Source organism: Actinospongiicola halichondriae (assembly GCF_049103745.1).
Lineage (GTDB): Bacteria > Actinomycetota > Acidimicrobiia > Acidimicrobiales > Salinilacustritrichaceae > Salinilacustrithrix > Salinilacustrithrix halichondriae.
Genome location: NZ_CP171622.1, coordinates 942,082 through 967,120 on the forward strand (window position 1 = coordinate 942,082; position 25,039 = coordinate 967,120).

Here is a 25,039-nt window from a genome sequence, read left to right on the forward strand (position 1 = left end):
AGGCTAGTTGTCCCCGCCGGTGTCCGGTCGGACGAAGGTGTTGTCGGGGATCTCGGTCGTGTAGTCGGTCGCCTCGATGACCTCGTCTCCCTGGGCCACCCGGAGCAGCGCCCCTTCGGGCGAGACGCAGATCGTGCCGCTGTCGGCGAGTTCGGCTCGTTCCCGTCCGGACTTGACGTTGGTCACGAGACAGCGGGCTTCCACGCCGGCGATCGCCGATGTCTCGAGCGTGAAGTCGAAGTCGTCGATGCGGTCGGCGAGCGAGGCGCTGAGGGAGTCCATGGCGGCAGTGCCGAAGGCGCCCGGCGGTTCGACGATCGCGTCGGTGCGTTCACACGACACGATCTCGCCGGCCTCCTCGTCGCGTGGGCAGGTGTACCCCACGCCGTCGAGCGAGATCTGGACCTGCACGATGAGGTCGTCGGCCACGACGTCGACGCGACGGTCCGGTGGCCGGTTGGCGACGACCACGGAGGTGCCGGCATCCGGCCCCGGATATGTCGCCTGGTAGGTGGCCGTCTGCCCGCGGGCAGCGAGTGCGAGGAAGTCGGCGACGTCGGCGTCGAGGCCGGCGTCGAGCGCTGCCGTCCGTGCCTGGTCTGCTCGGTCGTCGCCGACGTCGGTCCCGTCGCTGCAGGCCGTGACCAGCAGTCCGAGGACGATGAGGATGGTCGCGGAGCGCACAGCCGGATCGTACGGACCCGGCACTACCGTGGTCGCACCATGGCCGATCCCACGCTCGACGACGACGGAGTTGCCGACCCGGCGACGCGGCCGCTCGGCCGGTCGGTCCTGGTCGGGGTGGTGATCGCGCTCACGTCGGCGGCGATCGTGTACTTCCTGATCGCGATCCCGATCTATCTCGTCGCATCCTTCGAGTCGAACGGGATGGACCGTCCGATCATCCGGACGGGGTTGTTGAAGGTGGCCCTCCCCATCGGTGCCGTGCTCGGGATGGTCATCGGGGTCGTGAGCGGTCGTTGGTTCCGTCGCGGGGGTTCGTGGACGCTCGACGACGGCAGCGACCGCTACAGCAACCGCTAGCTGCTCCGCTCGGTAGCGTTGGCGCCGTGACCGATCGCTGCCTGCTCACCGTTCACGCGCACCCGGACGACGAGTCGTCCAAGGGCGCCGGATCCGTTGCCCGCTACCACCGGGACGGGGTGCGGACCGTGCTCGTGTGCTGCACGGGTGGCGAGGAGGGCGACATCTTGAACCCTGCGATGGACCGACCCGAGGTGCGTGCGGATCTCGAGGCCGTTCGTCGACAAGAGCTCGACGAGGCCGCGCGGATCATCGGCTACGACGAGGTCGTGATGCTCGGGTACCGCGACTCGGGCATGCCCGACAGCGAGGCCAACGCGCGCCCCGAGGCGTTCGCGAACGCACCCCTCGACGAAGCGGTCGGTCGACTGGTCGCGATCATCCGCAGGGAGAAGCCGCAGGTGGTCGTGACCTACGGCGACGACCAGAAGGGGTACCCGCATCCCGACCACCTGATGGTCCACGACGTGACCATGCCGGCCGTGGAGAAGGCGGCGGACCCCGACGCCTACCCCGAGGCAGGCGAGCCCCACCAGGTCGCCAAGGTGTACTGGACCACCTGGTCACGAGCCCGCATGTTGGCGATGCACGAGAAGTTCCAGGAGTTGGGCCTCGAGTCGCCGTTCGACGAGTCGTGGTTCGAGCGGGAGTCGCAGGATCATCGGATCACGACGCGGGTGTCCACCGAGGGGTTCGGCGACGTCCGTTGGGACGCCCTGCTGGCCCACGCCACGCAGGTCGACCCCACGTCGCCCTTCTGGTTCGGCCTGCCCCGAGAGGTGGCGGGCGCGATCCACCCGTGGGACGAATACGTGCTCGCGGTCAGCCATGTCGAGTCCGACGAGTCGACCGGCGACCTCTTCGACGGCGTGGCATGACGACCGTCCAGTTCGAGGTCGGCAAGGGCAAGACCGACACCGAGGTGTTCCACGTCGTGCTCGACGACGGTCCCGGGATCGTCACCGAGGGTCCCGCCGACGACGTGGACTTCACGATGATCCTCAAGCCTGCCGACTTCGCTGCCGTGGTGGCGGGGGAGCGCACGCTCGACGTCGGCTACATGCAGGGTTGGGTGAAGGTGACGGGCAATGTCGGTCGCCTGCTGTCGGTGCTGCCGATGTTCACCACGCCGGAGTTCGCCGGCACCCTCGCCGATGCGTCGGAGCGAACCGGCTGAGGACGTCGGTCAGGGGCTGACCACGACCGTCATCGTCGAGTCGTCGTCTTCGGTGTCGAAGAGCGTGTAGCGCCCCGGAGTGTCGAAGAGGATCAGGGTGAACTCGTCGGGCAGCAACGGCCCGGAGTCGATCTCGTGGTCGGCAGTGCGGACACCGTGTTCCTCGACGTCGACGTTGCGGAACTCGACGAGATCTGCGGTCGTCACCTCGAGTTCGGCCTGGTCGAACCCGTCGGCGCCGACCGTGACCTCGACCGTCGCGTCGACGGGGACCTCGGGGAGGTCGTCGCGTGAGATCGCGCGCCGCTCGCTGTCGCAGGAGGTCACGCCGAGTCCCGCGAGCAGCACGAGGGCTGCGAGCGCCGCCCTCATGCGTTCCGCTGCGCGTCGCGCAGTTCGCGGTACCCGATGGTCGAGGCGCCGGCGGAGCGGATCAGGCCGGCGAGGTCACCGTTGGTCACGAAGTCGAGGTCGTCCTGCCAGTCGGCCCAGTGCTCGCTGATGGCGCGGACCTCGGGGGTGTCGAGCGCCGGCTGGACGTGGATCTCGGTCACCCCGGGGCGGAGTTCGGCGAGCGCCGCAGCGATGCGGCCTCGACTCGGCGGACTGGCGACGTCGACGAAGTGGTCGGGGAACAAGATGCCCTCCTCGGATGCCAGCGTGCGGAACGGGAAGCCGATCGCTCGCTGGGTCGACGCATCGGACAGCCGGATGGGTAGCCGGTACTCGACGGCCAGGTCGAGGTAGACGTCGAAGAGCTCGGGGCGCAGTTGGAGGATCTTCATGTGGCTGTCGAGGTGGCTGACGTCGAAGCCCCACAGGATCGCCCGTTCGATCTGGGCTCGGCACTCGCGCCTCACCTCGCTGGGATCGGCGTGTTCCCACGCGTCGACGAGCGTGCGTGGGAAGCCGCCGTCGCCGTCGAGCAGGCTCGGCGCCTGGGTGATGGGCCCCCAGCGGTAGCGGTCGTGCTCCGAGGTGAGGGTGAGATGGACGCCGACGTCCTCCCCTCGGTGGCGGCTGGCGGCGTCTCGCGCCCAGGGGCACGGGACCATCAACGACGCACTGGTCGCGACGCCGTCGCGCAGCGCCTCGTACACACCGAGGTTCGATGCGTGTGACAGGCCGAGGTCGTCGCAGCTCACGATCACGAGCTTGGCGTCGGCCGGGTGCCCGAGACGTTCGAGCAGTTCCGTCCCCTCTGGCACGGCGGCCACGCTACCTGCAATTGCCTCTCCGACTACGGGACCGGAGAGGCCAATCGGTACGATCCGTCCCGCTCATGTCTCGTTTTGTCCGGATCGTCGTCGCCGTCGCCCTGGCAGCAGTGGGTGTGTTCGGGTTCGTCTCACCCGGCGGAGCCGCCGATCAGCAACAGGTCGCGCAGGTCCAGAAGACCGCCTATTACACCCGGCCCGCAAGCACGGCGACGCCGCCGACGCTGACCAACGGCTTTCCGCCGAGCACGGCCTGCCTGGTCGCCGGACTGGCCGGACTCCCGGAACTCTGCGGCGAACAGGTCGCCGACATCGGCGACCAGCTCGGACTCGGCGGAGGCCTCCCCGTACCCGAGACCATCGACTCGAGCCTGGTCCAGCCCGTGCTCCCGGCGACGTTGCCGATCGGCATGGCCGGCGGTCAGGAGCGGTACTCGTCGCTGATCCGCTTCGAGCTCCCCGAGCTCCCCGAGGGCCAGGAGTTCGCCAAGATCGAGCTGCTGATGCGTCCCGACGGACTGTCGTATGCCGTGGAGTCTCCGGTGTTCCGCGAGCTCGTCCTCGCCGCCATCTCCCAGATCAGCGAGCAGGACCCGTCGCAGTTCGCCGATGTGTTCAGCGATGTCGCCTCCGGTGAGACGGCGGTGTTCGCCGAGTCGATCACCGGGATCGAGGCGTGCCCCGCAACCGAGGCGTGGGACGACGGCAACGCGCAGAACGCCGGCGTCGACGGCGAACGAGTCCCCGACGTCGACTGCCTGGTCGGCACCACCGGCGAGTTCGACACCTCGAACAGCACCTGGGTCTTCGACATCACGTTCGCCGCCCAGGCCTGGACGACCGGTGGGCTGAGCGGCGAGAGCCTGGCCAACGAGGGACTGCTCCTGCGCCCCCTCGGCGCCGACAACCTCGCCTACGGCGATCCCGACGTGTCGACGAACTGGATGGTCTCGCTCGCCAACCAGGACGCAGCGGACGATCTCAAGCCACGGCTGCGGTACTCGATCGCCCCGTCCGCCCCGGCGGTCGAGTCGATCACTCCCGATCTCGACCTGACGCCGTCGGCGCCGAGCGCCACGCCCTCATCGCCCGCCGGCCCGTCTTCCCAGATCATCGAGAACACCGCGGCGCCCCAGACCCAGACCGTCCTCCCCGGCGGGATCCGTGCTCGGTACGCCCAGCCCGCATCCGTGTCCACGGGCGGATCATCTCCGTGGTGGCTCCTGCTGATCGCACCGCTGCTCCTCGGCGGCGCATGGAGCCTCGGCGAGTCGATCTTCGCCCTGCCAGACCGCACCTCGCATCGCGCCGGCGCGCTCGATCGCCTCATGCGCACCCACGCCAACCAAGGAGACGTCACGTGACCCCCCGGTTCGTGCGCACAAGCGTCCTGCTCATCGCCGTCCTCATCGCCGCTGCCTGCGGTCAGAAGCCGGGGGTACACGACGAATCGGCCGACGCACTCCCCGAGATCATCATCGAGACCGGCGTCGGCGGAGGCGGTGGCGTGGCGGTCGTCGCCGATGGCGACGCCGGGACGCAGACGGTGACCGACGGCAGCACGTCCGGTGGCGGCGACGACGGCGCGGTCAGCGACGGTGGCGACGGGGCCGGTGCCGGCGACGACGCAGCCTCGCCCAGCGGCGGTGGATCGGCATCGATCACGGGCAGCGATCGCACCGGCGTGACCGACGACAGCATCACCCTCGCCGTGCACGCTCCGGTGACCGGTGCAGCACCGCTCCCGGCGACGGCCTTCGAGAAGGCTCGGGACCTGTACTGGCGCTACGTCACCGAGATCAAGGGCGAGAAGGTCCTGGGGCGTTCCAAGGTCAACGTCCAGTTCAAGGACGACAAGTACACGCCCAACACGGCCATCCAGGCGTGCCGGGAGTTGGCGTCGTCGTCGTTCCTGCTCGTGGGCGGGGGCGGCACCGACCAGATCCAGGCGTGTGGCCAGTTCGCCGAGCAGGCGGGCGTCCCGTACCTGTCGGCCGGTGTCACCGAAGCCGGCCTCCGGGGACTGAACAACTACTTCGCGACGTCGATGTCCTACAAGCAGCAGGGCCCGCTCCTGGCGGCGTACGTGAAGAAGAACTTCCCCGGCAAGAAGGTCGGCGCGATCGTGACCGACACCCCGAACTTCGACGATGCCGTCGCCGGGTGGGAGGACGGGATCGCCAAGCAGGGCGTGCCGTACTTCAAGACGCTGCGTCACCCGAAGGGCAACAGCTCGTGGATCACCAGCTTCGCGAGTGACATGAGCAAGGCCGACGTCGACGTGATCTTCATGCTCACGGCGCCGACGGATTACATCCAGTTCGCCCAGCAGTCGGCGTCGCAGGGCTACAACCCGCAGTTCGTCGGCGTGGGCATCTCGATGGGTCTCAACGCCCTGTTCAGCGCCGGCTGTCCCGACATCGACGGCGGCATCTTCTTCTCGCCCTTCCCCGGACTCGACTACGCCCGGAGCAACATCTCCGAGTTCATCGACGCCGGCAAGCAGCTCGGCGTGCCGACCGACGACATCGCGTTGGCGCTGTGGGGCCAGGCCAAGGCCCAACACGAGATGTTCAAGCGCTACGAGACGACCTACGGCTCGACCGACCTGACCCGCGAGGACTTCACGAAGATGCTCGCGACCCAGGAGGGCATCAAGACCGACGTCGTCCCGCAGCTGTCGTACTCGCCGGACAACCACTTCGGAGCCAGCCAGGTCCATGTCCTCGAGGCCGACTGCAACGCGGAAGAGCACAAGACCCTCGCCACCTTCGCCTCGGGGTTCTAGATGCTCGACTCGATCGCCGAGATCCTGATCTTCGGCATCCAACGCGGTGCCGTCTTCAGCCTCGTCGGGCTCGGCTTGGCGCTGGTCTACAAGTCGACCAAGGTCCTGAACTTCGCCCAGGGCGAGCTCGGGACCATCCCGGCCTTCGTGGCGTACCTCGTGATGACGGGGTTCGCGCACGGTGACGACGCCGAGGTGAACAAGGGATTGTTCGTCCCGGCGGCGCTCGTGGCGATCGTCGTCGGTGCCGCCCTCGGCGTGGTCCTCTACCTCGTGGTGATCCGTAAGCTCGGCGCAGCCTCTGCCGCGACGACGCTGGTGGCCACGGCCGGTGTCGCACTGCTCGCGACCTCGGTCGAGCTCAACGTCTTCGAAGCGAAGGTCCGGCGCTTCCCCCGCCCGGTCTCCGGCGGGTTCCGGCTGACGGGAACCGACGTGATCGTCGAGTACCACACCATCGTCATCCTCGCCGTGCTGTGCGTCGTCGCGTTCGCGCTCGCCGTGTTCTTCCGCAGCCAGGCCGGCGTGGCCCTGCTGGCCACCGCGCAGGACCCCTACGCAGCCGAACTGCAGGGCGTCCCGGTCGAGCGGATGCGAGCCCTCGCGTGGGGCGCCGCCGGCGCGCTCGCCGGGATCGCCGGGGTACTCGGCGCGGGCGTGTTCGAGAACCTCCGCCCCGGACTGATGACCTCGGACTTCCTGATCCCCGCGTTCATCGGTGTCGTGCTCGGCGGCATCACGTCGATGGTCGGCGCCGTCGTCGGCGGCTTCCTCCTCGGCATCGTGAGTGCCGCTGCGATCGAGATCGTGACGACCTTCGAACTCGACGTGCCCGGACCGCCGCAACTCGCAGTGATGGTGGTCCTGCTGGCCGTACTGCTGTTGCGACCCCGGGGCCTGTTCGGAGAGGCGGCATGACCGCCATCTCGGCCGAGACGGCTGTGGCCGACGTGACCTCGACTCGTGGTCGGCGTCTCCGTCGCCTCGTCGGCGGTGCCGCCGGTCTGCTGGCGATCCTCGCCCTGGTGAACGTGGTTCCCGACATCTACACGAACGTCGTCAGCCGTGCAGCCATCTACGGCATCGTCGCCCTGTCGATGAACATCATCGTGGGGTACACCGGGCAGGTGTCCCTGGGCCACGCCGCGTTCGTCGGCGTCGGTGCCTTCGGTGCCGGATACACCCTCACCGAGTTGGCGATGCCGTATCTCGCCGCGTTGCTCGTGGCCGCGCTCACCGGCGCCATCGGCGCCCTGATCCTGGGCGCAGTGGCCCTACGGGTGACGGGTCTGTACCTGGCACTCGTGACCATCGCCTACGGACTCATGGCCCAGGAGACGTTGTTCAACATCCGGTCGCTGACCGGTGGCGGTGCAGGGCTCTCGGCGGCGCGACCGTCGTTCTTCGAGACCGACCACCGCTATGCCGGGTTCTGCATCGGCATGCTGCTCCTCGCGCTCGTCTTCGACTGGCGGCTGGTGTCGTCCCGAGCCGGCCGGGCCATCCAGGCGCTGCGTGACGACGAACGGGTGGCGGCGTCGTGGGGCATCAACGTGACCGGCTACAAGCTCGCCGCCTTCGTGATGTCGGGTGTGCTCGCCGGCGTGGCCGGCGCGCTCTTCGCATCGACCGAACAGATCGTGTCGAAAGAGGACTTCCCGCTCTCACTGTCGATCACGTTCTTGTTGATGACCGTGGTCGGTGGTGTCGGGAACCGCTGGGGCGTGGTGTCGGGCGGCGTCCTGTTCGCCACCCTGCCGACCCTCCTCGATCGTGCACACGCCAACTTCCACTTCTTCCCGTTCAGTCTCATCGAGGCGACCTGGGAGCCGGCGATCGGCGCGCTCCTCCTGTTGTTGACCCTCATCTCGTTCCCCGGCGGACTCGTCCAGCAGGCCCACTTCGTGCTCGAGAAGGTCGGGCTGCGCGAGAGCGACGGCAAGGACGCCGGCGCCGGCATGACCTCAGGAGGTGGTATCGGTGCCCGTCCTTGAGACCCGCGACGTCTCCATCCGCTTCGGCGGCGTGCAGGCGCTGGCCGACGTCAACATCAAGGTCGACGAGGGCGAGATCGTCGGCATCCTGGGCCCGAACGGCGCCGGGAAGACGACGCTGTTCAACTGCATCTCCGGGTTCTACACGCCGACCTCGGGCACCGTTCGCCTCTTCGACGAGGACGTGACCGAGGAGAAGCCCGAGGAACGCGCCCGACGCGGCCTCGGTCGGACCTTCCAGCAGGTCGGTCTGGTCCGGAGCTTCACGGTCCTCGAGAACCTGGTGGTCGCCCAGCACAAGAACGTGCAGCACAGCGATTCGTCCGGAATCCTCGCGGCACCCTGGGCACTCGCAGGCGAGCGTGACCTGCGCAAGCGAGCCAGAGTCCTCCTCGACTACCTCGACCTCGGCGCTGTGGCCGATCGTCCGATCAACGGCCTCCCGTACGGAACGCTCAAGATGGTCGAGGTGGCGGCGGTGCTGGCGACCGACCCGCAGCTCCTGATCCTCGACGAACCGCTCGCGGGCGCCAGCCCGGAGGAGGGCGCGATCTTCTGCGACCGGCTGGGCGTGTGGCGCCGCGACCTCGGCCTGTCGATCGTCATGATCGAGCACCACGTGCCGCTTGTGCTCGGCACCTCGGACTACGTGTACGTCTTGAACTTCGGATCACTGCTCGCCCAGGGACTCCCGGACGAGGTGCGCGGCAACGTCGACGTGGCCGAGGCCTACATGGGTGAGGGGGCGACGGCACTTGTCTGACGTCGACCCCACCCTCGTGTCCCATCCGCCGACGGCCGTGACCGACGCGCCCGTGCTCTCGGTGCGCGACCTCAAATCGGGCTACGGCAACCTGCCGGTGCTGCACGGGCTGTCGTTCGACATCACCGCGGGGTCGGTGGCGGTCATGCTCGGCCTCAACGGTGCCGGCAAGTCGACCACGGTCAAGGTCCTCTGCGGCGCACTCCCGGCCTGGGAAGGGTCTGTCCACTACCAGGGTCAGGACATCACCGACTGGAAGATCGCCCAGAGCGTCGGCGCCGGCATCGTGATGGTCCCCGAGGGACGACGGGTCTTCCCCGATCTGTCGGTCGAACGAAACCTGCAGGTCGGCGCCTGGTCGCAACGCAGCAACGCCGACTGGGTCGAGGCCCAACGAGCCCGGGTCTACGAGTACCTGCCTCGCCTCGACGAGCGCCGCACGCAGATGGCGGGGACGTTGTCGGGTGGCGAGCAGCAGATGCTGGCGATCGGCCGTGGGCTCATGGCCGATCCGAAGTTCCTCATCATCGACGAGGCGTCGCTCGGCCTGGCGCCGGTGATCGTCCACGAGATCTTCGAGATCGTGAAGCAGATCAGTGCCGACGGCACGACCGTGATCCTCGTCGAGCAGAACGTCGGTGCCCTCGAGATCGCCGACGTGGGCTACTTCATGCAGCAGGGCGTGATTCACACGACCTTGCGTGGCGACGAACTGCTCGACAACGCCAGGGTCCGCGAGCTCTACCTCGGCTGACGTCACCGGACGTCGGTTCTGCCGGTTCTCGTGACGTGATGCCCGCCTGGGGCGCGTCTCGCGTCGCAGGAATCAGGCGGAGGTGACCTCGGGCTGGCAGATCCGACACGGGGTGAGACCCTTGGCCGCCGCCGCTTCGGGGCTGATCGGGCGGTAGTCGTCGCGTCCTTCGGCGATGCGGCAGCCGGGATCGTGGAAGGTCGAGCGACCGGCGACGACGAGCGTGCCGTCGGGGACCACGGTGGGGCCGCTGGCGGCGAAGCCACCGGTCTCCTGCAGTGCCTCGATCACCTGGTCGAGGCGCTGCGTGATGGCGTCGGTGTCGCGCCGTCGGGTCTGGACGAGGATCGTCGTGATCCCTGCCCCGGCGACCACCAGTCCACCGATCCCGCCGGAGATGACGTAGGGGATCTGGCCCTCGACGAAGTCCTTGCTCGCCGCGCCGTTCCACGCCAGGAAGATGGTGACGAGGCCGATGACGACGAGTCCGACACCGATGCTGACGGGTGAGTTCTGGATCCAGTTGCGCACGATCTCTGAGGCTACCGACCAGCGGCGCTCAGCCAGGAGCCGGAGCGATGTCGACATCGGGGCCGCCACAGGCTGACCACAGTCCGACGCCGCCGGAGCGTGCGGCGGACTCGGCGGCGACGAAGGTGTCGTAGAGGGCCTCGTTGTCGCCGTAGGTGACGGCGTCGGCGAACCCCTGCTCGATGAGGTCGAGGTTCACCAGCAGGTCGTCGTCGACCCGGTAGAGGTACGCGAGCAGCCGGCCGTACTGGTCCCGGCTCACCTCGTCTCGCTCGAGGCGGACGGCCGTCCCCTCGGGGAGGAGTTCCTTGGTGTGCGCCGATGCCTCGACGCCGTAGCACTGGATCGGCCGCTCCGGCGCCACCGCTTCGGGCGTGTCGACGCCGATGAGGCGGACCCGCTCGACGGCGCCGTCGACGTCGACGTCCACGGTGTCGCCGTCGATCACGCGGACGACGACACCCTCACCAGCAGCCGCTGTCGGGCCACCGGAGGAGTCGAGCGCACCCGACCACGCCGCGAACAGGGCGGCGACCGCGACGGCGGCCGCCACCACCATGATGCGGATGACGTCTGGGCGACCCGCGGGTCGCGGGTCGCCCGGGGCCATCAGACGCGCTGGATGATGGTGCCGGTGCCCAGGCCACCACCGCAGCACATGGTGATCAGGGCGTTCTCCTTGTCGGCTCGTTCGAGCTCGTGGAGGGCCTTGGTGAGGAGGACGGCACCGGTGCCGCCGAGGGGGTGTCCCAGGGCGATCGCGCCGCCGTTGGGGTTCACCGTGTCCATGTCGGGGTTGTGTTCCTTGGCCCACGACAACACGACGGAGGCGAACGCCTCGTTGATCTCGGTCACGCCGATGTCGGACATCGTCATGCCGGTGCGCTCGAGGAGGTGGGTCGTGGCATCGATGGGGCCGGTGAGCATGAGGACCGGGTCGACGCCCACGTTGCAGGTGTCGACGATGCGAGCCTTGGGCGTGAGGCCCAGCTCCTTGGCCTTGTCGGCGGTCATGATCAGCACGGCGGCGGCGCCGTCGGAGATCTGGGAGGCCGAGCCGGCGGTGTGCACGCCGTCGGGGCGGGCGACCGGCTTGAGGGTGCCCAGCTTCTCGAGCGTGGTCTCGCGGAGGCCCTCGTCACGGGTGACCTCGTGCGTCGTGTCGAGGAGGTTGCCCTCTTCGTCGGCGTCGGGTGCGGTCACGGGGACGATCTGGGTGCCGAAGCGATCCTCGGCCCAGGCCTGCGCGGCCAACTGCTGCGAACGGAGACCGAAGGCGTCGGTGTCGGCCCGGGAGATGCCCCACTTGTCGGCGATGCGTTCGGCGCCCTCGAACTGCGAGGTCATCTCGTAGCGCGGGAAGTAGGTCTTGGGGATCGGGATGCCGAGACCGAAGTCCTTGCGGCCGCTGCTCCCGATCGGGATGCGGCTCATGGTCTCGACGCCACAGGCGACGGCGACGTCGACGACGCCGCTGCCGACCAGGGCGGTGGCGAAGCTCGTGGCCTGCTGCGACGAGCCGCACTGGGTGTCGACGGTGGTGTTGGCCACCGACTGGGGGAGTCCGGCGGCGAGCCACGCGGTGCGGCCGATGTTGAAGGCCTGCTCGCCGACCTGCGACACGCAGCCGGTGACGACCTGGCCGACCTGGGCCGGGTCGATGCCGGTGCGGTCGATCAGCGCCTTCTGGGCGACTCCCAGGAGCTCGCCCGGGTGCATGGTGGACAGGCCACCGCCACGGCGACCCACGGGGGTGCGGACGGCATCGATGATCACGACTTCGGTCATGAGTTCACTCTAGGTCGGATCTTGACCGATCGGTCAAGAGCGGGTGGGTGGAGGGCCTGGGTCAGCGGCGGCGCGATGCGCCGGTGATCGCTCCGTAGGCGAAGAGGAGCACCGTCGCTCCGATGAAGGCCACGAACATCGAGCGGAGCCCGAACTCGCCGATGCCATCGTCGCCGGCGGCGTTGAACAGCGCGCCGCCCAGCAGTCCGCCGATCACACCGACGGCCATCGTCGTCAGGCACCCGTTGCCGCGGACGCCGGTGACCCGGCCGGCGAGACCGCCCGACACGAGGCCGACCATGATCCATCCGAGGACACCCACGGTCGGGATCGTAGTGATCAGGCCGCAGTGGCGTGGTCGGTGTCGGTGGCTGCTCTGGCATGGGCTTCGGCCAGGGCCGCACGGGCCTTGGCCAGACCACGCTTGCCAGCCTCGCGGCTGGCGTTGTCGAGGTGGAACTTGGTGGGGATGAGGCGGGGTTGCGTTGCCATGACCCCAGTATCCGCAGGGGGTCTGACAAGAACTCCCGGAAGCGCCCTAGGCCGGTGCTCCGGGGGCGACGAGGGGCCAGGGGAGGGTCCGTTCGACGATCCGAGCCAGGTCGAGGAGGAGGGCGTCGTCGTGGTGGCGGGTCATGATCTGCATGCCGACCGGGAGCCCGAATGCGGGGGCCACGGGCACCGAGATCGCCGGGTTCCCGACGATGTTGGCGGGGATGGTCAGCGCCCCGTTGTTCTCCAGCCCCACCTTGGTGTCGCCGACCCGCGTGTTGGCGGTGATCTCGGCCGGATAGGCGACGTCGGGGTTCGTGGCACAGATGATGAAGTCGGCCTCGTCGAACACCGCCGCCATCTTCTCGTTCATGTCGGTGCGGTTCCGCTCGACGGTCGCCGCCATCCCCAGGTCGTACGAGCCGTGGGCCATCTCGAGGCCGAACGCCATCTCCTTGGTGAGGTCGTCCTTGCAGTCGGGCCACAGGTCGCGGAGGTCGTTGTACAACTGGGTCAGGTTCGACATGGCCCACTCGAGGCCCAATCCGGGGAACTGGACCGCGACGTCGACCTCGACCAGCCCGGCGTCGCTGATGAGCGCCGAGGCGGCCTCCCGGACGTTGGCCTCGACCTCGGGACGCAGCACGGCCTTGCCGAGATCCGGCGAGACGACCACCTTCATCCCGGCCAGGTCGTGCGTGCCGAGGTCGGCCTCCCAGCGGCCGTGGGAAGGCAGCGAGTAGGGGTCGCGCATGTCGTAGCCGGCACAGACGTCGTACCAACGGGCCACGTCGCGCACGGATCGTGCCTGGCAGCCCTTGACGACGGTCAGGGGCGCGATCTCGGTCTTGGGGCCACGGGGGATGCGCCCGGCGGTGCCCTTCATGCCCACGAGTCCGTTGAACGCCGCCGGGATGCGGATGGAGCCGCCGCCGTCGCCGCCCGTGGCGATCGGCACGAGTCCGCCGGCCACGGCGGCCGACGATCCACCGGACGATCCACCGGCGGTCTTCCCGTGCTCCCACGGGTTGTGGGTGGTCCCGTTCAGCTTGGTCGTCGAGACGTTGAGTCCGCCGAACTCCGACGCCGTGCACATGCCGACCAGGGCGGCGCCGGCGTCGACCAGTCGGTCGATCATGGTGTTGTTGACCGTGCCGACGCGGCCCTTGAACGCCACCGACGCCTCGGTGTCGGGCCAGCCGGCGACCTTGTCGAGTTCCTTCACGCCCATCGGCACGCCGCCGAAGGGGAGCGAGGTGTCCGCGTTCTTCGCGGCGTCGAGCGCCCGCTCGGCGTCGACATGGGAGAAGGCGTTCAGCTCGGACGCCTCGATCGCGGCCAGGCAGGCCTCGGTCTCGGCGACCGGGTCACGGTCGCCGGAGCGGTACGCATCGACGAGGGAGCAGGCGTCATCGAGCCATGGGGTGGTGGTCATGGCCCCTGGTTCTACAGCGAGTGACGGGAACCCTGCCCGTCGCTCCTAGAGTCGCCCGCCGTGGATGCGAAGACGTTCCTCGGCCTCGAGTCGACCCACAACCCGAACCGCTGGATCCTCCCGGTGACCCCGGGGGTGAGCACCCGCGGGAACTTCTTGTGGGGCGGGTGCGGGCTCGGCGCTGCGATCGAGGCGATGGAGGGCACCACCGGCCGCCCCGTCATCTGGGCCACGGCGCAGTACCTGAGCTACGCGAACCCACCGTCGATCATGGACATCGACGTGGTCGTGGCGAACGCCGGTCGGTCGGTCACCCAGGCCCGCGCCACCGGTCATGTGGGCGACCGCGAGATCCTCACGGTCAATGCCGCGTTGGGCGAGCGCGATGTCGACGCCAAGGGCGCGTGGGAGTCGATGCCCGACGTCCCACCCCCGGAGGAGTGCGAGCAGCGGTTCGCGCTCGACGACACCGAGGGCATGATGTCGCGGCTCGACTTCCGCCTGGCCGACGCCAGGAACTGGGACGACATCGACGGGAACCCGTCACCGGACGGCAACTGCTCGATGTGGGCTCGCATGCCCGACGTCCTCGAGATGTCGGGCGCGGCGCTCGCCATCCTCGGTGACTACGTGCCGTTCGGCCTCGGTCAGGCCCTGGGCAAGCACGCCGGGGGAAACAGTCTCGACAACACCCTGCGGATGGTCGAGATCGTCGAGACCGACTGGGTGCTGCTCGACATCCGGGTCCATGCCATCGCGAACGGCTTCGGACACGGGCTCGTGCACCTGTGGGCGCAGGATGGGACCTTGCTGGCCACGGCCAGTCAGTCGACCATCCTGCGCTTCCACGAGGAGTTCGAGGCCCGCCGTCACAAGCGGGCCTCGTCGGACTGAACGACTAGGGCTTGAAGATCTCCGGCCCGAACGCCTGCTTGGGCTGGTCCTTGAGCACGACGGTCTTCATGATCTTGTCGGCGAAGGTCTGACGGTTCTCGTCCCAGAGCGGGAACAGGTAGCCGATGAAGCACGTGATCGAGTCGACGATGTGCGCGAAGTAGCGCACGATCCCCATGCCGCCACCGATGGGCTGGCCGGTCTCCATGTTCACGGTCTTGAGGCCCATGACCCGCTTGCCGGGGTGCGCGCCGGTCTCACCGTCGAGGTAATAGAAGTAGATGCCCGCGGCGAACGTGATCAGGCTGGCGAGCGTGTTCGACACCAGACCGATGACGAACGACAGCACGATCAGCGGGACGAAGTTGACCAACGCAGCGATGGCTCGATCGCCCCACGAGGCCAGCGGCCCGAACGCCGAGACGCCGCCGCCGCCGGAGGGTGGTGGGGGCATGTTGCCCGGAGGGGGAGGAGGGGGAGGCATGTCGCTCATGTCATTTCCTGCTTTCGTTCCGCCGATGGAGTACCGCTGGACGATATCCCACGCACCGAACGCGCAGCGTGATCACCGGGTGACGAAGCCGCCACCGAGGAGTGTCGTCGACCAATGCACGACGACGGCCGCGAATCCCAGCGCGAGCACCGGCGTCGTCGATGGCCACCGTCGAGGCCTCCACCCCAGCCGGGTCGCGACGCCGACACCGGCGAGGAGCGCCAACAACAGCACGAGGACGAGGCCGCCGGGGTCACGCGCGAGGACCTCGGCCACGTTGCCGTGGACCAGGTGGTCGGTGAGGCGGGTGATGCCGCAGAACGGGCACGGGATGCCGGTCGTGGACAGCAGCGGACAGGAGAGATCGAAGGGGAGGATGCCGCGACCGAGCACCCAGGTGCCGCCGATGGCCGCCGTCGTCAGCGCTGCAGCGCCGTACCGCTCGAGCGCCGGCTCGGCCTCGGAGAGTTCGAGACTCGTGTCGATGGCCCAAGCGTAGGCAGTCACCGCGTCGGGCCGCGGAACCGACGTGGCAGGCTGCGAACCATGCAGCGCTACGGCATGACCATCCCCTTCGACGGACCGCTCCACACACAGCGGGACCGCTTCACCGAACTCGTGGACCTCGGCTACACCGACGTGTGGTCGGCCGAGGCCGACGGGCACGACGGCTTCACGCCCTTGGCGCTCGCCTCGGTGTGGGCGCCCGAACTGCGCCTCGGCACGGCCATCATCCCGGCCTTCACACGAGGCCCGGCGTGCATGGCGCAGTCGGTCGGTTCGCTCGCGCAGGCTGCGCCGGGACGCTTCGCCATCGGCATCGGTACGTCGTCCGACGTGATCGTCGAACGATGGAACGGCATCCCGTTCGAGGAGCCGTACAAGAAGGTCCGCGACATGGTCCGCTTCCTCCGGACGGCGCTCGCGGGCGAGAAGGTCGTCGAGGACTACGACACCTTCTCCATCAAGGGCTTCCGTCTCAAGGCCAAGCCGCCCGAGCCGGTGCCCATCGTGGTCGCGGCGTTGCGTGAGGGGATGCTCAAGCTCGCCGGCCGGGAGGGTGACGGCGCCATCATCAACTGGCTGTCGGCCGAGGACGTCAAGACGGTCGCGCCGATCGTCCACGGGGCTGCTCCCGACGGGGCGGAGCGCGAGATCGTCGCGCGCATCTTCTGCGCGCCCGTCGACGATCCCGACCTCGTCTACCCGGCGGCCAAGTTCGCCATCGCGGCGTACCTGAACGTCCCGGTGTACGCGAAGTTCCACGAGTGGATGGGTCGGGGCGAGCAGCTCGCTCCGATGTGGCAGAAGTGGAAGGACGGCGACCGCCAGGGAGCGCTCGACTCGATCCCGAACTCGCTGGTCGACGAGCTCATCGTCCACGGCCCGCCCGAGAAGTGCCGCGAGCAGATCGGCGAGTACATCGCCAACGGCGTCACGACGCCAGCGCTCGCCCCGCTCCCGTTCGGCTACGACATGGCCCAGGCCGTCCGCGACCTCGCCCCCCGCTGAAACCCGATTCTCGACGTCGTGAGCGTCGGGGGCCGACGGCTATGACGTCGAGAATGCGGTGTGGAGGTGGTCGGTGAGGTCGGCCTGGGTGCTGTGGGCGTTGAGTCCCGACGTCGAGGGCATGACGTAGACGGGCCTGCCGCCCAGGGTCCGGTGCTGCCAGCCCGCCGTGGCCTTGCGGTCGACGGCCGTGCGCCACCCGGCGAGCCCGACCATGCACACGGCCCCCGGCTGGAGGCGTTCGCACAGCCGATCGACCCGGGCGAGGCCGTCGCGATACTCGCGTGGCCCGAGCTCGTCGGCCCGCGTCGTGGCTCGTTTCGCCAGGTCGGTCATGCCCATGCCGTGATGACGGGCGGCGTGGAACGGATCGCGGTCGACCGTCGCCAGACCGACTGCGAGTGCCGCCGGCCAGAAGCGATTCCCGGGTGTCACGAATCCGACCCCGGCGTCGGCCGCGTGGAGTGACGGGTTCAGTCCGCAGACGAGCAGACGCATGCTCGGCCGGACGGTGTCGGGGAGGCTCCGCGCCCGAGTGGCACGCACGAATCGCGGGCGGTGACCGGAGAGTTCGACGTCGTCGAAGCCGGCGCCGACGAACACGTCGACGAGGTGTTCGTCGGACCATCGCCAGAAGTTGCGGCCAGGGAGGTCGTCGTCGGCGACGTAGCGGTCGTCGGGGCCGGCGATGAACGAGGCCACGACCGGCGCCCCGACCGGCAACGCCCGATGGAGCTCGGCCAGGGCGAGCGGGAGGTCGGCATGGGGGACGTGCAGGTAGCTGTTGCGCGCCCAGACGGCGGCGATCGAGCCGCGGGCGAACGGCAGGCGGCCCAGGTCGGCGCAGACGAGCGGTCGCCCCGGAGATCGGGCGAGGTCGAGCATGGCCGTCGACGCGTCGAGCCCGACGACCCGCTCGCCGAGCGACGGCAGGTAGGCGCCGGTCCCGCAGCCGGCATCGAGCACGGCGCCGTCGACCGACGCTGCGAGCGATGTCGCCTCGTCGGCGAAGCGGGGCGGACGGTTGGCCTCGTAGACGGCGGCCTCGCGTTCGTAGACCGCCAGCGTCTCGGGGTCGACGGTCACGTGTCGCCGAAGAGGTCGAGCTGTTCGGTGCGGGCGACGATCTCGGTGAGCGGGGTCCAGACCTTCCCGCCTCGCGGCCCTCGCTCGGCCACCTCGATCAGCTCGACCGGGATGGCACGCGATCGTCCACGGGCGTCGCGCAGATCGATCGAGCCGTCGCTCTCACGCCCCATGACCTTGCCCGGCATCCACCGCTCGCCGTCCTGGCGCCGGAAACGGATCTCGGCTCCGGCGCGGAGTCCGAGGGCGACGAGCCAGTTCATCCGCCCTGGGTACGGGCCTGGAGCTTGCGCATGCCGCCGAGCCAGCGGTCGTAGTCGTTCACCTTGTGCGCCCAGTAGTCCTGGACCTCGGGGTGGGGGAGGACGAGGAAGCGCTCGTCGGCGAGCGCCTCGACGACGGCAGCCGCAACGTCGTCCGGTTCGATCACGCCCTGCGAGCGGACGGTGTCGGCCCCGACGTCGGATCCGTCGTCACCGTCGGGGAAGAGCATCTTCGTGCGAACGCCCTGGGGGCAGAGACACGAGACCTTGATGCCCTGGTCGCCGTGGGTGATGGCGAGCCACTCGGCGAGCGCCACAGCGGCATGCTTGGTCACCGAGTAGGGGCCGGCCCCGATGTTGGTGAGCAGCCCTGCGGCCGAGGCGGTGTGCAACAGGTAGCCCTCACCACGGGCGAGCATCGCGGGGAGCGCCGCACGGACGGCCCAGACGTGGGCCATGACGTTGATGTCCCAGATCCGGTACCAGTCCTCGTCGGGGGCTTCCACGCCCCCGCCGACGGCGATGCCTGCGTTCAGGCACAGAAGGTCGATGGGCCCGTGTTCCTCCGCCGTGCGGATGACCTCGACGTTGCCGGCCTCGGTCGAGAGATCGGCGGCCACGGCGATGGCCTGGCTCCCGATCCCCTCGGCGACCGCACGAGCGGAATCTCCGTCGACGTCGGCCACCACGACCAGCCGCGCTCCCTCGGCGGCGAAGCGTCGGGCCATGGCGCTGCCGATGCCCCCGCCGCCGCCGGTCACCACTGCGAGCTTGTCGTCGAGTTCCATGGTCCGACCCTACGAAACGAACGCGCGCATCGTGTCGGTGATCACGGCCCGGCGATCCGGGCCCCAGGGGAGGGGCATCAGCACGGGGACGTCGACGCCGGCGTCGACGTAGGACCGGGCGAAGTCCCGGACCTCGTCGGCGTCGCCCATGAAGTCGATGGCGTCGACGAACTCGTCGCTGACGGCTGCCACTGCGCCCTCACGGTCGCGGGCGGCGTGGCGCTCGCGTACCTCGGCGACGTCGTCCCCGAACCCGGCCCGTTCGAAGTTGCGGGCGTAGGCGTCGACCACGGCGTACGAGAACAGGTCCTTGCGGGCGTTCTCCTCGCCGTGTTCCCGTTCGGTGACGCCGGCGTGGACGTAGGCGAAGACCGTCGGGTCGATGCCGTCGGAACGCTCTGCTGCTCCGGAGCGGATCTGCTCGACCGACCAGGGCACGTGCGACGCCGGCAGGTAGTTGAGGAGCACGCCGTCGGCGACCTCGCCCCCGAGCGCCAGCATCTTGGGGTTGAGCGCACCGAGTACGACCTTGGGCTTCTTGTCGCCGAGACGCACACCGAGTCGGCTGCGCTTCAACGAGTAGAAGTCGCCGTCGAACGTCACGGCGTCGCCGGCCCAGATCTCCTTGAGCAGGGTCATGTACTCGCGGCACCGGGCCAGCGGCCGGTCGCCGTAGTCGACGCCGTGCCAACGCTCGGTCACGACCGGCGACGAGATGCCGATGCCGACGTACACGTCACGCTCGGGCTGGAGTGCCTGCAGCGTGGCCGCCGCCATGGCCACGACCATCGGGGTCCGGAGCTGGAGGGCGAGCACGCCGGTGCCCAGGTCCATCGAGGGCGCGGCGCCGCCGGCGGCGGCGAGGAGCGAGAACGCCTCGGGTCCGGTCGTCTCGGCCGTCCAGAACGAGCGATAGCCGAGGTCCTCGGCCTCCTTGGCGGTCTCGACCGCCAGCTGTGGCCCCAGGGCCATGATGCTGGCGAAGGTGAATCCGGCCTGGTCCATTCCCATGTGGCGGACGGTACCCAGCCGACCGCGGGAGTACGGAATGCGCGAGGACCCCGTGCGGTTGTAGGTGGCGTGACCGACACCACCACCGAGGCGATCACCTTCTACTGGCGACCGGGTTGCGGCTTCTGCATGATGCTCGACCGCAAGTTGTCCAAGTTGGGGATCCCGATGGACAAGCGCAACATCTGGGACGACCCGGAGGCCGCGGCCACCGTTCGTTCGATCGCGAACGGCAACGAGACGGTGCCCACCGTCGTCGTCGGCGAGATCTCGATGGTCAATCCACGAGCTGCTGACGTGATCGAGGCGATGGGCCAGCGCGCCAGCTGATCAGCGGACGGTGACCGAGTAGGTCACGACGTCGGGGCCGATCTCGTAGGAGATCGTGAACTCGCCGGCGACGTCGGCGCGGTAGACGTCGACGTGGAGATCGGCGCCGTCGTCCGGCGTGTGCGATGCCACCAGTTCGAGGCCGCTCGCCTCGATGGTGTCGGCCTCGCCGTCGTCGCCGGAACGCACGACGACCACGTGGCTTCCACGGTCGGTCACGAAGTCTTCTCCAGCGCGGGCGACTGCGGTGCCATCGCTGAACGGTTGGTCTGCATCGCCGACGACGAGATCCCACACCTGGATCTGTCCGTCGACGGTGTCGAGCTGGACGAGCAGGGTGCGCCCGTCGGCGAGACCGGTGAACAGCCGCCGTTCCTCGGCCGGTTGGTCGTCGGCGGCGGTGCGTGAGTCGGCCTCGCGGAATGCAGCGCCCTCCTCGAACACCGCCGGGTCGGGAGCGACGACGTCGACCCAGTCGTCCCTGGCTGGATCGTCGTCGTAGGTCAGGACCCGCAACTGGCCGACCTCGGCGTCGATCTGCGGAGCACCGGCCTCGAAGATCTCGGCCTCGTCGAACGCGCAGGCCGCCACGAGGACCAGGGTGGCGATGAGCAGGCGGCGGAGCACCGGGACATCCTGCCGGATCAGAAGCTGCCCGACCGCTCCAGCACGTAGTTCTCGGCGCTGCGGTCGGTCCCGGTCGGCGTGACGACGGCCGCGTAGTCGCCACTGTCGCTCTGGAAGCAGCGGGGGTCGGACACCGCGATCTCACCGGTCACGCCGTCGGCCGAGACCGCCTCACCCAACACCCGGTCACGGCTGTCGACCAGGACCAGTCGCAACGTGGTCCCCGCCGGTGCGGTGAGACGCAGACGGAGCGTGTTGTTGCAGAGCAGGTCGCCCTCGTCCTCGACACGCAGCGGATAGCGGTCGGTGTCGTCCCTGGGCACGATGGTGGCCTCCAGGCGGTCGCGGAGAAGCGATCCGTCGACATCGTCGGGTGCGGCTTCGCACCCGTTCGCAGCGACTTCGTCGTAGTCCTCGTGGTCTCCGAGACAGGCACGTCCGTCGGTGTTGGGGGCGTTGCGTCCGCCGCACGGTCGATACGGCAGCGGCACGCACGGCGCTTCGGTGGTCGTCGACGCCGTGGTCGTGGTGACCGGCGCGGCGATCGTTCCGGTGTCGTCGGTGAGCGCTCGCACGCCGAGGACGAGCGCCAGGGCAGCGGCGATCGACCCGACCACCAGCCACGGCCGTTGCCGTCGCCCGACCATCGGGATCGGGTCGGTGTCGGATGCGCCGCCGGCCAGCGCCGCTGCCGAGGGACGTCGTTCGGGACGGCCGTCGAGCATGGTCACGAGCATGCGACGCAGGTCGCGGTCGAGGTCCCGGTCGACCGACGCCTTGGCCCGTGAGGTGCGCAGCAGCACGGCGGGTGCGTCACCCCCTTCGTAGGGACTCCGTCCCGTCGCCGCGAAGTGCAGGGTCGCCCCGAGGGCGGCGATGTCGGCGGCAGCGGTGACGGTCTCGCCCCGGGCCTGTTCGGGGGAGAGGAACCCCGGAGTCCCCACGACCATCCCCGTTCGGGTCAGGCCGTTGGTGTCGTCGCGGGTCGAGGCGACGCCGAAGTCGGCGAGGTGGGCACGGCCGTCGCTGTCGAAGAGGACGTTGGCCGGCTTGATGTCGCGGTGGATGACGCCGGCGCGGTGTGCCACCGCGAGCGCAGGCAGGAGTCGGGACGCGATCGCCCGCACCCGTTCGGTCGACAGCGGCCCTTCGGTGCGGAGCACCTCTCCCAGGTTGCCGCCGTCGAGGTAGGGCATGACGAGGACGATGTCGCCGTCGTCGTCGACCACGTCGAGCAGCGGGACGATGGCGTCGTGGCGCAGCGAGGCGAGCACGGCGAGCTCACGCTGGAACCGTGCCCGAGCGTCCTGCATCTCGGCTGCGGTCCCGTGGAGTCCGAGGCGCTTGAGCGCGACGAGACGTCCGTCGGGGCCCCGGGCCAGATCGACCACGCCCATGCCACCCCGGGCCAGGCGCCGGACGATCTCGTAGTCCACGGTGGCAAGGCTAGAGGTGGCGTGGGTTGCATCCGCTCGTCGGCAGCGCAGGAGTACCCTCGCGTGTGATGACCGACACGCGTGATCTGGACCAACTGGACTTCGCGATCGACTCCGTGGTCGCTCGCATCGACACCGAACTCGTCACGCTGCTCAAGCGTGAACTCATCTCCACCAACGAGGTGGCTGACCTGTTGCTCGACGTGCGGATGCTCCTGGTGCCCGTGCAGGCCGAGGCGCCGGACCCCGTCCCGACCTGAACGTCAGCGGTCCGTGAGGGCCGGTCAGCGTCGCCCGGGGAGCCATCGACGCATCGCCGCGCCGAGGGCGGCCCCGACGACCACGCCACCGACGACATCGGAGGCGTGATGGATGCGCACGTAGATCCGTGACACGGCGACAGTTGCCGCCGCGGCCACGTACAACGGGGCGAGCTTGTCGTCCTCGGACGCCATGACGACGAAGACGGTCGCCGCCGACGCATGCCCCGAGGGGAAGCTCGACGACCGGGGCTTGCGCAACCGGTGCGGCCGGGGCACGTCGGTCACCGGCCGGGAGCGGCGGAAGATCGACTTGATGCCGGCGTTGACCAACAGGGACTCGAGCCCCAGCGCACCGACGAGGCGGAGCGTGCCCTCGAGGTCGTCGCCCCGACGCAGGCCCTTCGTGGTCGCCACCAGGTGCCAGATGAGGCTGAAGTCGCCCAGTTCGGACGCGGTGTAGAAGATCCGGTCGGCGGTCGGGTTGCCTCGCAGGTGGTCGAGGGCGCGATCGACGGCCGCGTCGAAGTGGACGATCGCCGCCTGGGCCGGATGCTGGCGTTCGGCTTCCTCGACTGCGGGTTCGACCGGGGTCGGTGAGGGTTCAGACATGGAGGAGGGGCTCCTGACCGGCGTCGGCTCGTTGGCCGATCTCGACGTCGACGGCGGCCCTGGCCGGGTCGCCACCGAACGAGGGGCACCACTGCTGGAACGAGCACCAGTCGCACAACGCCGAGGGGCGGGGGCGGAAATCCTCGTGTTCGCAGGCGGACTCGACGGCGGACCACACCGCCTGGAGGCGCCGTTCGAGGGCACGGGTGGACTGCTCGGTGGGCTCGGCGATGACGGCCACGGGCTCGGCGAGGTGGAGGAGTTGCACCCGCACGGGTCGGCGCCCGAAGAAGCGCTCACACATGAGCGAGTAGACGTGCACGCCCTGCATCCGTGACCGGGCGCTGATGTCGCTGGGAGATCGACCGGTCTTGTAGTCGGTGACGACCAGTTCGCCGTCGACGAGGTCGAGCCGGTCGATGATGCCGCGGAGCTTCAGCCCGCCGATGTCGACCTCGAGCTTCAACTCGATGCCCATCGTCGTGACCGTCGCCGGATCCTCGAGCAGGAACTCGTTGGCGACCAGCCGGCGAGCCTCGGCGACCATCGCCGCCTCGGTCTCGTCGTCGAGGCCGAGGTCGGTCCATTCGGGGTCGTCGCGGTAGGCCGCGAACGCGACGTCGACGCAATGGTCGGCGATCGCCGGGACCCGCTCCTCGGGAGGAAGGGTGAAGAGGTGCTCGAGGGCGGCGTGGACGAGGGTGCCGCGGGACGTCGCCTGCGTGGGGGGCTCGGGGATGCGGTCGATGTTGGCGAAGCGGAATTGCAGCGCGCACGTCGTGAAGCTCGAGAGCTTCGACGGCGACAATGCGGACGGGACCGGCAACGGCATGGGTCGAGCGTACGCCGGGGCAGTGACAGTCAGGACGCACCGCCGGCGTCGTCGCCGAGGAAGTCGCGCACGACTGCGGCGAAGGCGACGGGGTCCTCGAGGGGGCCGAAGTGGCCGAGCGACGACAGGTCGACCAGCGTGGCATCGGGGAGGGCGTCGGCGATCTGGGGCGCAGCGACCGCCGGGAATCCACCGTCGCCACCGTGGACGATCTCCACCGGACACGCGACCTCCGACAGATGGGCGAACGCCCCGTGCTGCGACCCGGTGTCGTAGGTGCGTGCTTCGTGCTCGCGGCGGGCCTTGAGCGTGATGCCCCCGTCGTCGTTCGGACGGAAGCCGTGGCGGACGTAGTCGTCGAGGACGTCGGACCGCAGCGAGCCGAGCGGTGGCTTCGATCCGAACCGTTCGATCGCTTCCTCGAATGAGTCGAAGTGCTCACGCCGCCGACGGGTCATGGTCGCCAGCGGGTTCTCGCCTGCGGGCATCGCCCCTTCCGGCGCCGGCGGGAAGACGATGGGCTCGAAGCAGACCAGTCGATCGAAGGTCCCGGGTCGGGCGATCTCGGCCAGGAGCAGCGCGGCACCACCCTTCGAGTGACCGACGGCCTGGACGTCGACGAGTCCGAGGTGGTCGATGACCGCGAGGACGTCGTCGGCGAAGCCCTCCCAACGGAGCTCGCCCTCCTGCTCGGTCGAGTCGCCGTAGCCGCGGAAGTCGAGCGCCAGGCATCGACGGTCGGGGAGTTCGGCCGCCAGCGCGCGCCAGACCCGGCCGTGGAAACCGGTGGCGTGGCACAGGAGCAACGGGCGGCCGGTGGGGTCGTCGCTGAGGTCGTGCACGGCGAGTCGGACGCCGTCGGTCGATGGCACGGTGAGCATCGGCTCATCCTGGCAGCGCCGGTCGAGGCTC

33 protein-coding genes are annotated in these 25,039 nt (G+C 69.4%); 13 read left to right on the plus strand and 20 right to left on the minus strand.

The features are described 5' to 3' along the window. Positions 1–3 precede the first annotated feature (3 nt). On the minus strand, positions 4–684 hold the full coding sequence (locus AB8619_RS04790) for a hypothetical protein (protein ID WP_436795319.1): 681 nt from the start codon (positions 682–684) through the stop codon (positions 4–6). Between the two features lie 39 nt (positions 685–723). On the opposite strand from AB8619_RS04790, the gene AB8619_RS04795 reads away from it, so the two are divergent. The 3 genes from AB8619_RS04795 to AB8619_RS04805 are packed head-to-tail and all read left to right on the plus strand — an operon-like array spanning position 724 to position 2,221. Beyond that, positions 724–1,044 carry a hypothetical protein gene (locus tag AB8619_RS04795; RefSeq protein WP_436795320.1) on the plus strand — a complete coding sequence of 107 codons (321 nt, stop codon included), beginning with the start codon at positions 724–726 and terminating at the stop codon, positions 1,042–1,044. A 26-nt stretch (positions 1,045–1,070) separates the two neighbouring features. Continuing rightward, positions 1,071–1,922, plus strand: coding sequence for a mycothiol conjugate amidase Mca (gene mca / locus AB8619_RS04800; protein ID WP_436795321.1), 852 nt, complete (start codon positions 1,071–1,073; stop codon positions 1,920–1,922). Continuing rightward, positions 1,919–2,221 carry an SCP2 sterol-binding domain-containing protein gene (locus AB8619_RS04805; protein WP_436795322.1) on the plus strand — a complete coding sequence of 101 codons (303 nt, stop codon included), beginning with the start codon at positions 1,919–1,921 and terminating at the stop codon, positions 2,219–2,221. Before mca ends, AB8619_RS04805 begins: the two co-directional genes overlap by 4 nt. Positions 2,222–2,230: 9 nt before the next feature. On the opposite strand, the gene AB8619_RS04810 is transcribed toward AB8619_RS04805, so the two are convergent. Together AB8619_RS04810 and AB8619_RS04815 are read right to left on the minus strand one after the other, a co-directional pair. Continuing rightward, complete coding sequence (locus AB8619_RS04810) at positions 2,231–2,593, minus strand: cupredoxin domain-containing protein (protein ID WP_436795323.1); 363 nt, start codon at positions 2,591–2,593, stop codon at positions 2,231–2,233. Beyond that, entirely contained in the window at positions 2,590–3,429 is an 840-nt protein-coding gene (locus AB8619_RS04815; RefSeq protein WP_436795324.1) for a polysaccharide deacetylase family protein, read from the minus strand. Before AB8619_RS04815 ends, AB8619_RS04810 begins: the two co-directional genes overlap by 4 nt. A gap of 74 nt (positions 3,430–3,503) precedes the next feature. Between AB8619_RS04815 and AB8619_RS04820 the strand changes: the two genes are divergently transcribed. Genes AB8619_RS04820 through AB8619_RS04845 form a run of 6 tightly spaced genes read left to right on the plus strand, consistent with a single transcriptional unit; the run spans position 3,504 to position 9,737 of the window. Beyond that, positions 3,504–4,802, plus strand: a complete 1,299-nt coding sequence (locus AB8619_RS04820; RefSeq protein WP_436795325.1) for a hypothetical protein — start codon at positions 3,504–3,506, stop codon at positions 4,800–4,802. Continuing rightward, on the plus strand, positions 4,799–6,226 hold the full coding sequence (locus AB8619_RS04825; RefSeq protein WP_436795326.1) for an ABC transporter substrate-binding protein: 1,428 nt from the start codon (positions 4,799–4,801) through the stop codon (positions 6,224–6,226). The genes AB8619_RS04820 and AB8619_RS04825 overlap by 4 nt, the downstream gene beginning before the upstream one ends. Continuing rightward, positions 6,227–7,144, plus strand: a complete 918-nt coding sequence (locus AB8619_RS04830) for a branched-chain amino acid ABC transporter permease (protein ID WP_436795327.1) — start codon at positions 6,227–6,229, stop codon at positions 7,142–7,144. Then, positions 7,141–8,220: a branched-chain amino acid ABC transporter permease gene (locus tag AB8619_RS04835; protein WP_436795328.1), complete on the plus strand. Its 1,080-nt coding sequence runs from the start codon at positions 7,141–7,143 to the stop codon at positions 8,218–8,220. The genes AB8619_RS04830 and AB8619_RS04835 overlap by 4 nt, the downstream gene beginning before the upstream one ends. Further along, on the plus strand, positions 8,207–8,983 hold the full coding sequence (locus AB8619_RS04840; protein ID WP_436795329.1) for an ABC transporter ATP-binding protein: 777 nt from the start codon (positions 8,207–8,209) through the stop codon (positions 8,981–8,983). Before AB8619_RS04835 ends, AB8619_RS04840 begins: the two co-directional genes overlap by 14 nt. Beyond that, the gene (locus AB8619_RS04845) at positions 8,976–9,737 is read left to right on the plus strand and encodes an ABC transporter ATP-binding protein (RefSeq protein ID WP_436795330.1); all 762 of its coding nucleotides are present in this window, start codon (positions 8,976–8,978) and stop codon (positions 9,735–9,737) included. Before AB8619_RS04840 ends, AB8619_RS04845 begins: the two co-directional genes overlap by 8 nt. Positions 9,738–9,809: 72 nt before the next feature. On the opposite strand, the gene AB8619_RS04850 is transcribed toward AB8619_RS04845, so the two are convergent. The 6 genes from AB8619_RS04850 to AB8619_RS04875 all read right to left on the minus strand — a co-directional run bounded on the left by AB8619_RS04850 (position 9,810) and on the right by AB8619_RS04875 (position 13,983). Further along, positions 9,810–10,268 (minus strand): hypothetical protein, encoded by a 459-nt coding sequence (locus tag AB8619_RS04850; protein ID WP_436795331.1) that lies wholly within the window; start codon positions 10,266–10,268, stop codon positions 9,810–9,812. Positions 10,269–10,296: 28 nt separating this feature from the next. Next, positions 10,297–10,878, minus strand: coding sequence for a thermonuclease family protein (locus AB8619_RS04855; RefSeq protein WP_436795332.1), 582 nt, complete (start codon positions 10,876–10,878; stop codon positions 10,297–10,299). After that, the gene (locus AB8619_RS04860) at positions 10,878–12,056 is read right to left on the minus strand and encodes a steroid 3-ketoacyl-CoA thiolase (RefSeq protein WP_436795333.1); all 1,179 of its coding nucleotides are present in this window, start codon (positions 12,054–12,056) and stop codon (positions 10,878–10,880) included. Before AB8619_RS04860 ends, AB8619_RS04855 begins: the two co-directional genes overlap by 1 nt. Positions 12,057–12,117: 61 nt before the next feature. Next, a complete protein-coding gene (locus AB8619_RS04865) occupies positions 12,118–12,378 on the minus strand; it encodes a GlsB/YeaQ/YmgE family stress response membrane protein (RefSeq protein ID WP_436795334.1) in 261 nt (86 codons plus the stop codon). A 17-nt stretch (positions 12,379–12,395) separates the two neighbouring features. Continuing rightward, positions 12,396–12,548: a hypothetical protein gene (locus AB8619_RS04870; RefSeq protein ID WP_436795335.1), complete on the minus strand. Its 153-nt coding sequence runs from the start codon at positions 12,546–12,548 to the stop codon at positions 12,396–12,398. 46 nt (positions 12,549–12,594) lie between these two features. Further along, entirely contained in the window at positions 12,595–13,983 is a 1,389-nt protein-coding gene (locus AB8619_RS04875; protein WP_436795336.1) for an amidase, read from the minus strand. Between the two features lie 60 nt (positions 13,984–14,043). Between AB8619_RS04875 and AB8619_RS04880 the strand changes: the two genes are divergently transcribed. Further along, positions 14,044–14,877, plus strand: coding sequence for an acyl-CoA thioesterase (locus AB8619_RS04880; RefSeq protein WP_436795337.1), 834 nt, complete (start codon positions 14,044–14,046; stop codon positions 14,875–14,877). Positions 14,878–14,881: 4 nt separating this feature from the next. Here AB8619_RS04880 and AB8619_RS04885 read toward each other — a convergent pair whose 3' ends face one another. Continuing rightward, on the minus strand, positions 14,882–15,370 hold the full coding sequence (locus AB8619_RS04885) for an RDD family protein (protein WP_436795338.1): 489 nt from the start codon (positions 15,368–15,370) through the stop codon (positions 14,882–14,884). A 72-nt stretch (positions 15,371–15,442) separates the two neighbouring features. Further along, positions 15,443–15,877 (minus strand): DUF2752 domain-containing protein, encoded by a 435-nt coding sequence (locus tag AB8619_RS04890; protein ID WP_436795339.1) that lies wholly within the window; start codon positions 15,875–15,877, stop codon positions 15,443–15,445. 39 nt (positions 15,878–15,916) lie between these two features. Between AB8619_RS04890 and AB8619_RS04895 the strand changes: the two genes are divergently transcribed. After that, the gene (locus AB8619_RS04895; RefSeq protein WP_436795340.1) at positions 15,917–16,882 is read left to right on the plus strand and encodes an LLM class F420-dependent oxidoreductase; all 966 of its coding nucleotides are present in this window, start codon (positions 15,917–15,919) and stop codon (positions 16,880–16,882) included. Between the two features lie 39 nt (positions 16,883–16,921). Here the strand turns inward: AB8619_RS04895 and AB8619_RS04900 are convergent, their stop codons facing one another. Genes AB8619_RS04900 through AB8619_RS04915 form a run of 4 tightly spaced genes read right to left on the minus strand, consistent with a single transcriptional unit; the run spans position 16,922 to position 20,030 of the window. After that, positions 16,922–17,968, minus strand: a complete 1,047-nt coding sequence (locus AB8619_RS04900; protein ID WP_436795341.1) for a methyltransferase domain-containing protein — start codon at positions 17,966–17,968, stop codon at positions 16,922–16,924. Next, entirely contained in the window at positions 17,965–18,231 is a 267-nt protein-coding gene (locus AB8619_RS04905; RefSeq protein WP_436795342.1) for a hypothetical protein, read from the minus strand. The genes AB8619_RS04900 and AB8619_RS04905 overlap by 4 nt, the downstream gene beginning before the upstream one ends. Further along, positions 18,228–19,019 carry an SDR family oxidoreductase gene (locus AB8619_RS04910; RefSeq protein WP_436795343.1) on the minus strand — a complete coding sequence of 264 codons (792 nt, stop codon included), beginning with the start codon at positions 19,017–19,019 and terminating at the stop codon, positions 18,228–18,230. The genes AB8619_RS04905 and AB8619_RS04910 overlap by 4 nt, the downstream gene beginning before the upstream one ends. A 9-nt stretch (positions 19,020–19,028) precedes the next feature. Beyond that, on the minus strand, positions 19,029–20,030 hold the full coding sequence (locus AB8619_RS04915) for an LLM class F420-dependent oxidoreductase (RefSeq protein WP_436795344.1): 1,002 nt from the start codon (positions 20,028–20,030) through the stop codon (positions 19,029–19,031). Between the two features lie 69 nt (positions 20,031–20,099). Here AB8619_RS04915 and AB8619_RS04920 point away from each other — a divergent pair, with 69 nt between their 5' ends. Continuing rightward, positions 20,100–20,360 (plus strand): glutaredoxin domain-containing protein, encoded by a 261-nt coding sequence (locus tag AB8619_RS04920; protein WP_436795345.1) that lies wholly within the window; start codon positions 20,100–20,102, stop codon positions 20,358–20,360. On the opposite strand, the gene AB8619_RS04925 is transcribed toward AB8619_RS04920, so the two are convergent. Both AB8619_RS04925 and AB8619_RS04930 read right to left on the minus strand, forming a co-directional pair. Further along, positions 20,361–20,987: a hypothetical protein gene (locus tag AB8619_RS04925; RefSeq protein ID WP_436795346.1), complete on the minus strand. Its 627-nt coding sequence runs from the start codon at positions 20,985–20,987 to the stop codon at positions 20,361–20,363. A 17-nt stretch (positions 20,988–21,004) separates the two neighbouring features. Then, on the minus strand, positions 21,005–22,423 hold the full coding sequence (locus AB8619_RS04930; protein ID WP_436795347.1) for a protein kinase domain-containing protein: 1,419 nt from the start codon (positions 22,421–22,423) through the stop codon (positions 21,005–21,007). 68 nt (positions 22,424–22,491) lie between these two features. On the opposite strand from AB8619_RS04930, the gene AB8619_RS04935 reads away from it, so the two are divergent. Next, on the plus strand, positions 22,492–22,683 hold the full coding sequence (locus AB8619_RS04935; protein ID WP_436795348.1) for a hypothetical protein: 192 nt from the start codon (positions 22,492–22,494) through the stop codon (positions 22,681–22,683). A gap of 24 nt (positions 22,684–22,707) precedes the next feature. On the opposite strand, the gene AB8619_RS04940 is transcribed toward AB8619_RS04935, so the two are convergent. The 3 genes from AB8619_RS04940 to AB8619_RS04950 are packed head-to-tail and all read right to left on the minus strand — an operon-like array spanning position 22,708 to position 25,008. Continuing rightward, entirely contained in the window at positions 22,708–23,295 is a 588-nt protein-coding gene (locus tag AB8619_RS04940) for a phosphatase PAP2 family protein (RefSeq protein ID WP_436795349.1), read from the minus strand. Further along, on the minus strand, positions 23,288–24,127 hold the full coding sequence (locus AB8619_RS04945; RefSeq protein ID WP_436795350.1) for a RecB family exonuclease: 840 nt from the start codon (positions 24,125–24,127) through the stop codon (positions 23,288–23,290). The genes AB8619_RS04940 and AB8619_RS04945 overlap by 8 nt, the downstream gene beginning before the upstream one ends. 29 nt (positions 24,128–24,156) lie before the next feature. After that, positions 24,157–25,008, minus strand: a complete 852-nt coding sequence (locus AB8619_RS04950; protein WP_436795351.1) for an alpha/beta fold hydrolase — start codon at positions 25,006–25,008, stop codon at positions 24,157–24,159. Between the last annotated feature and the right edge of the window lie 31 nt (positions 25,009–25,039).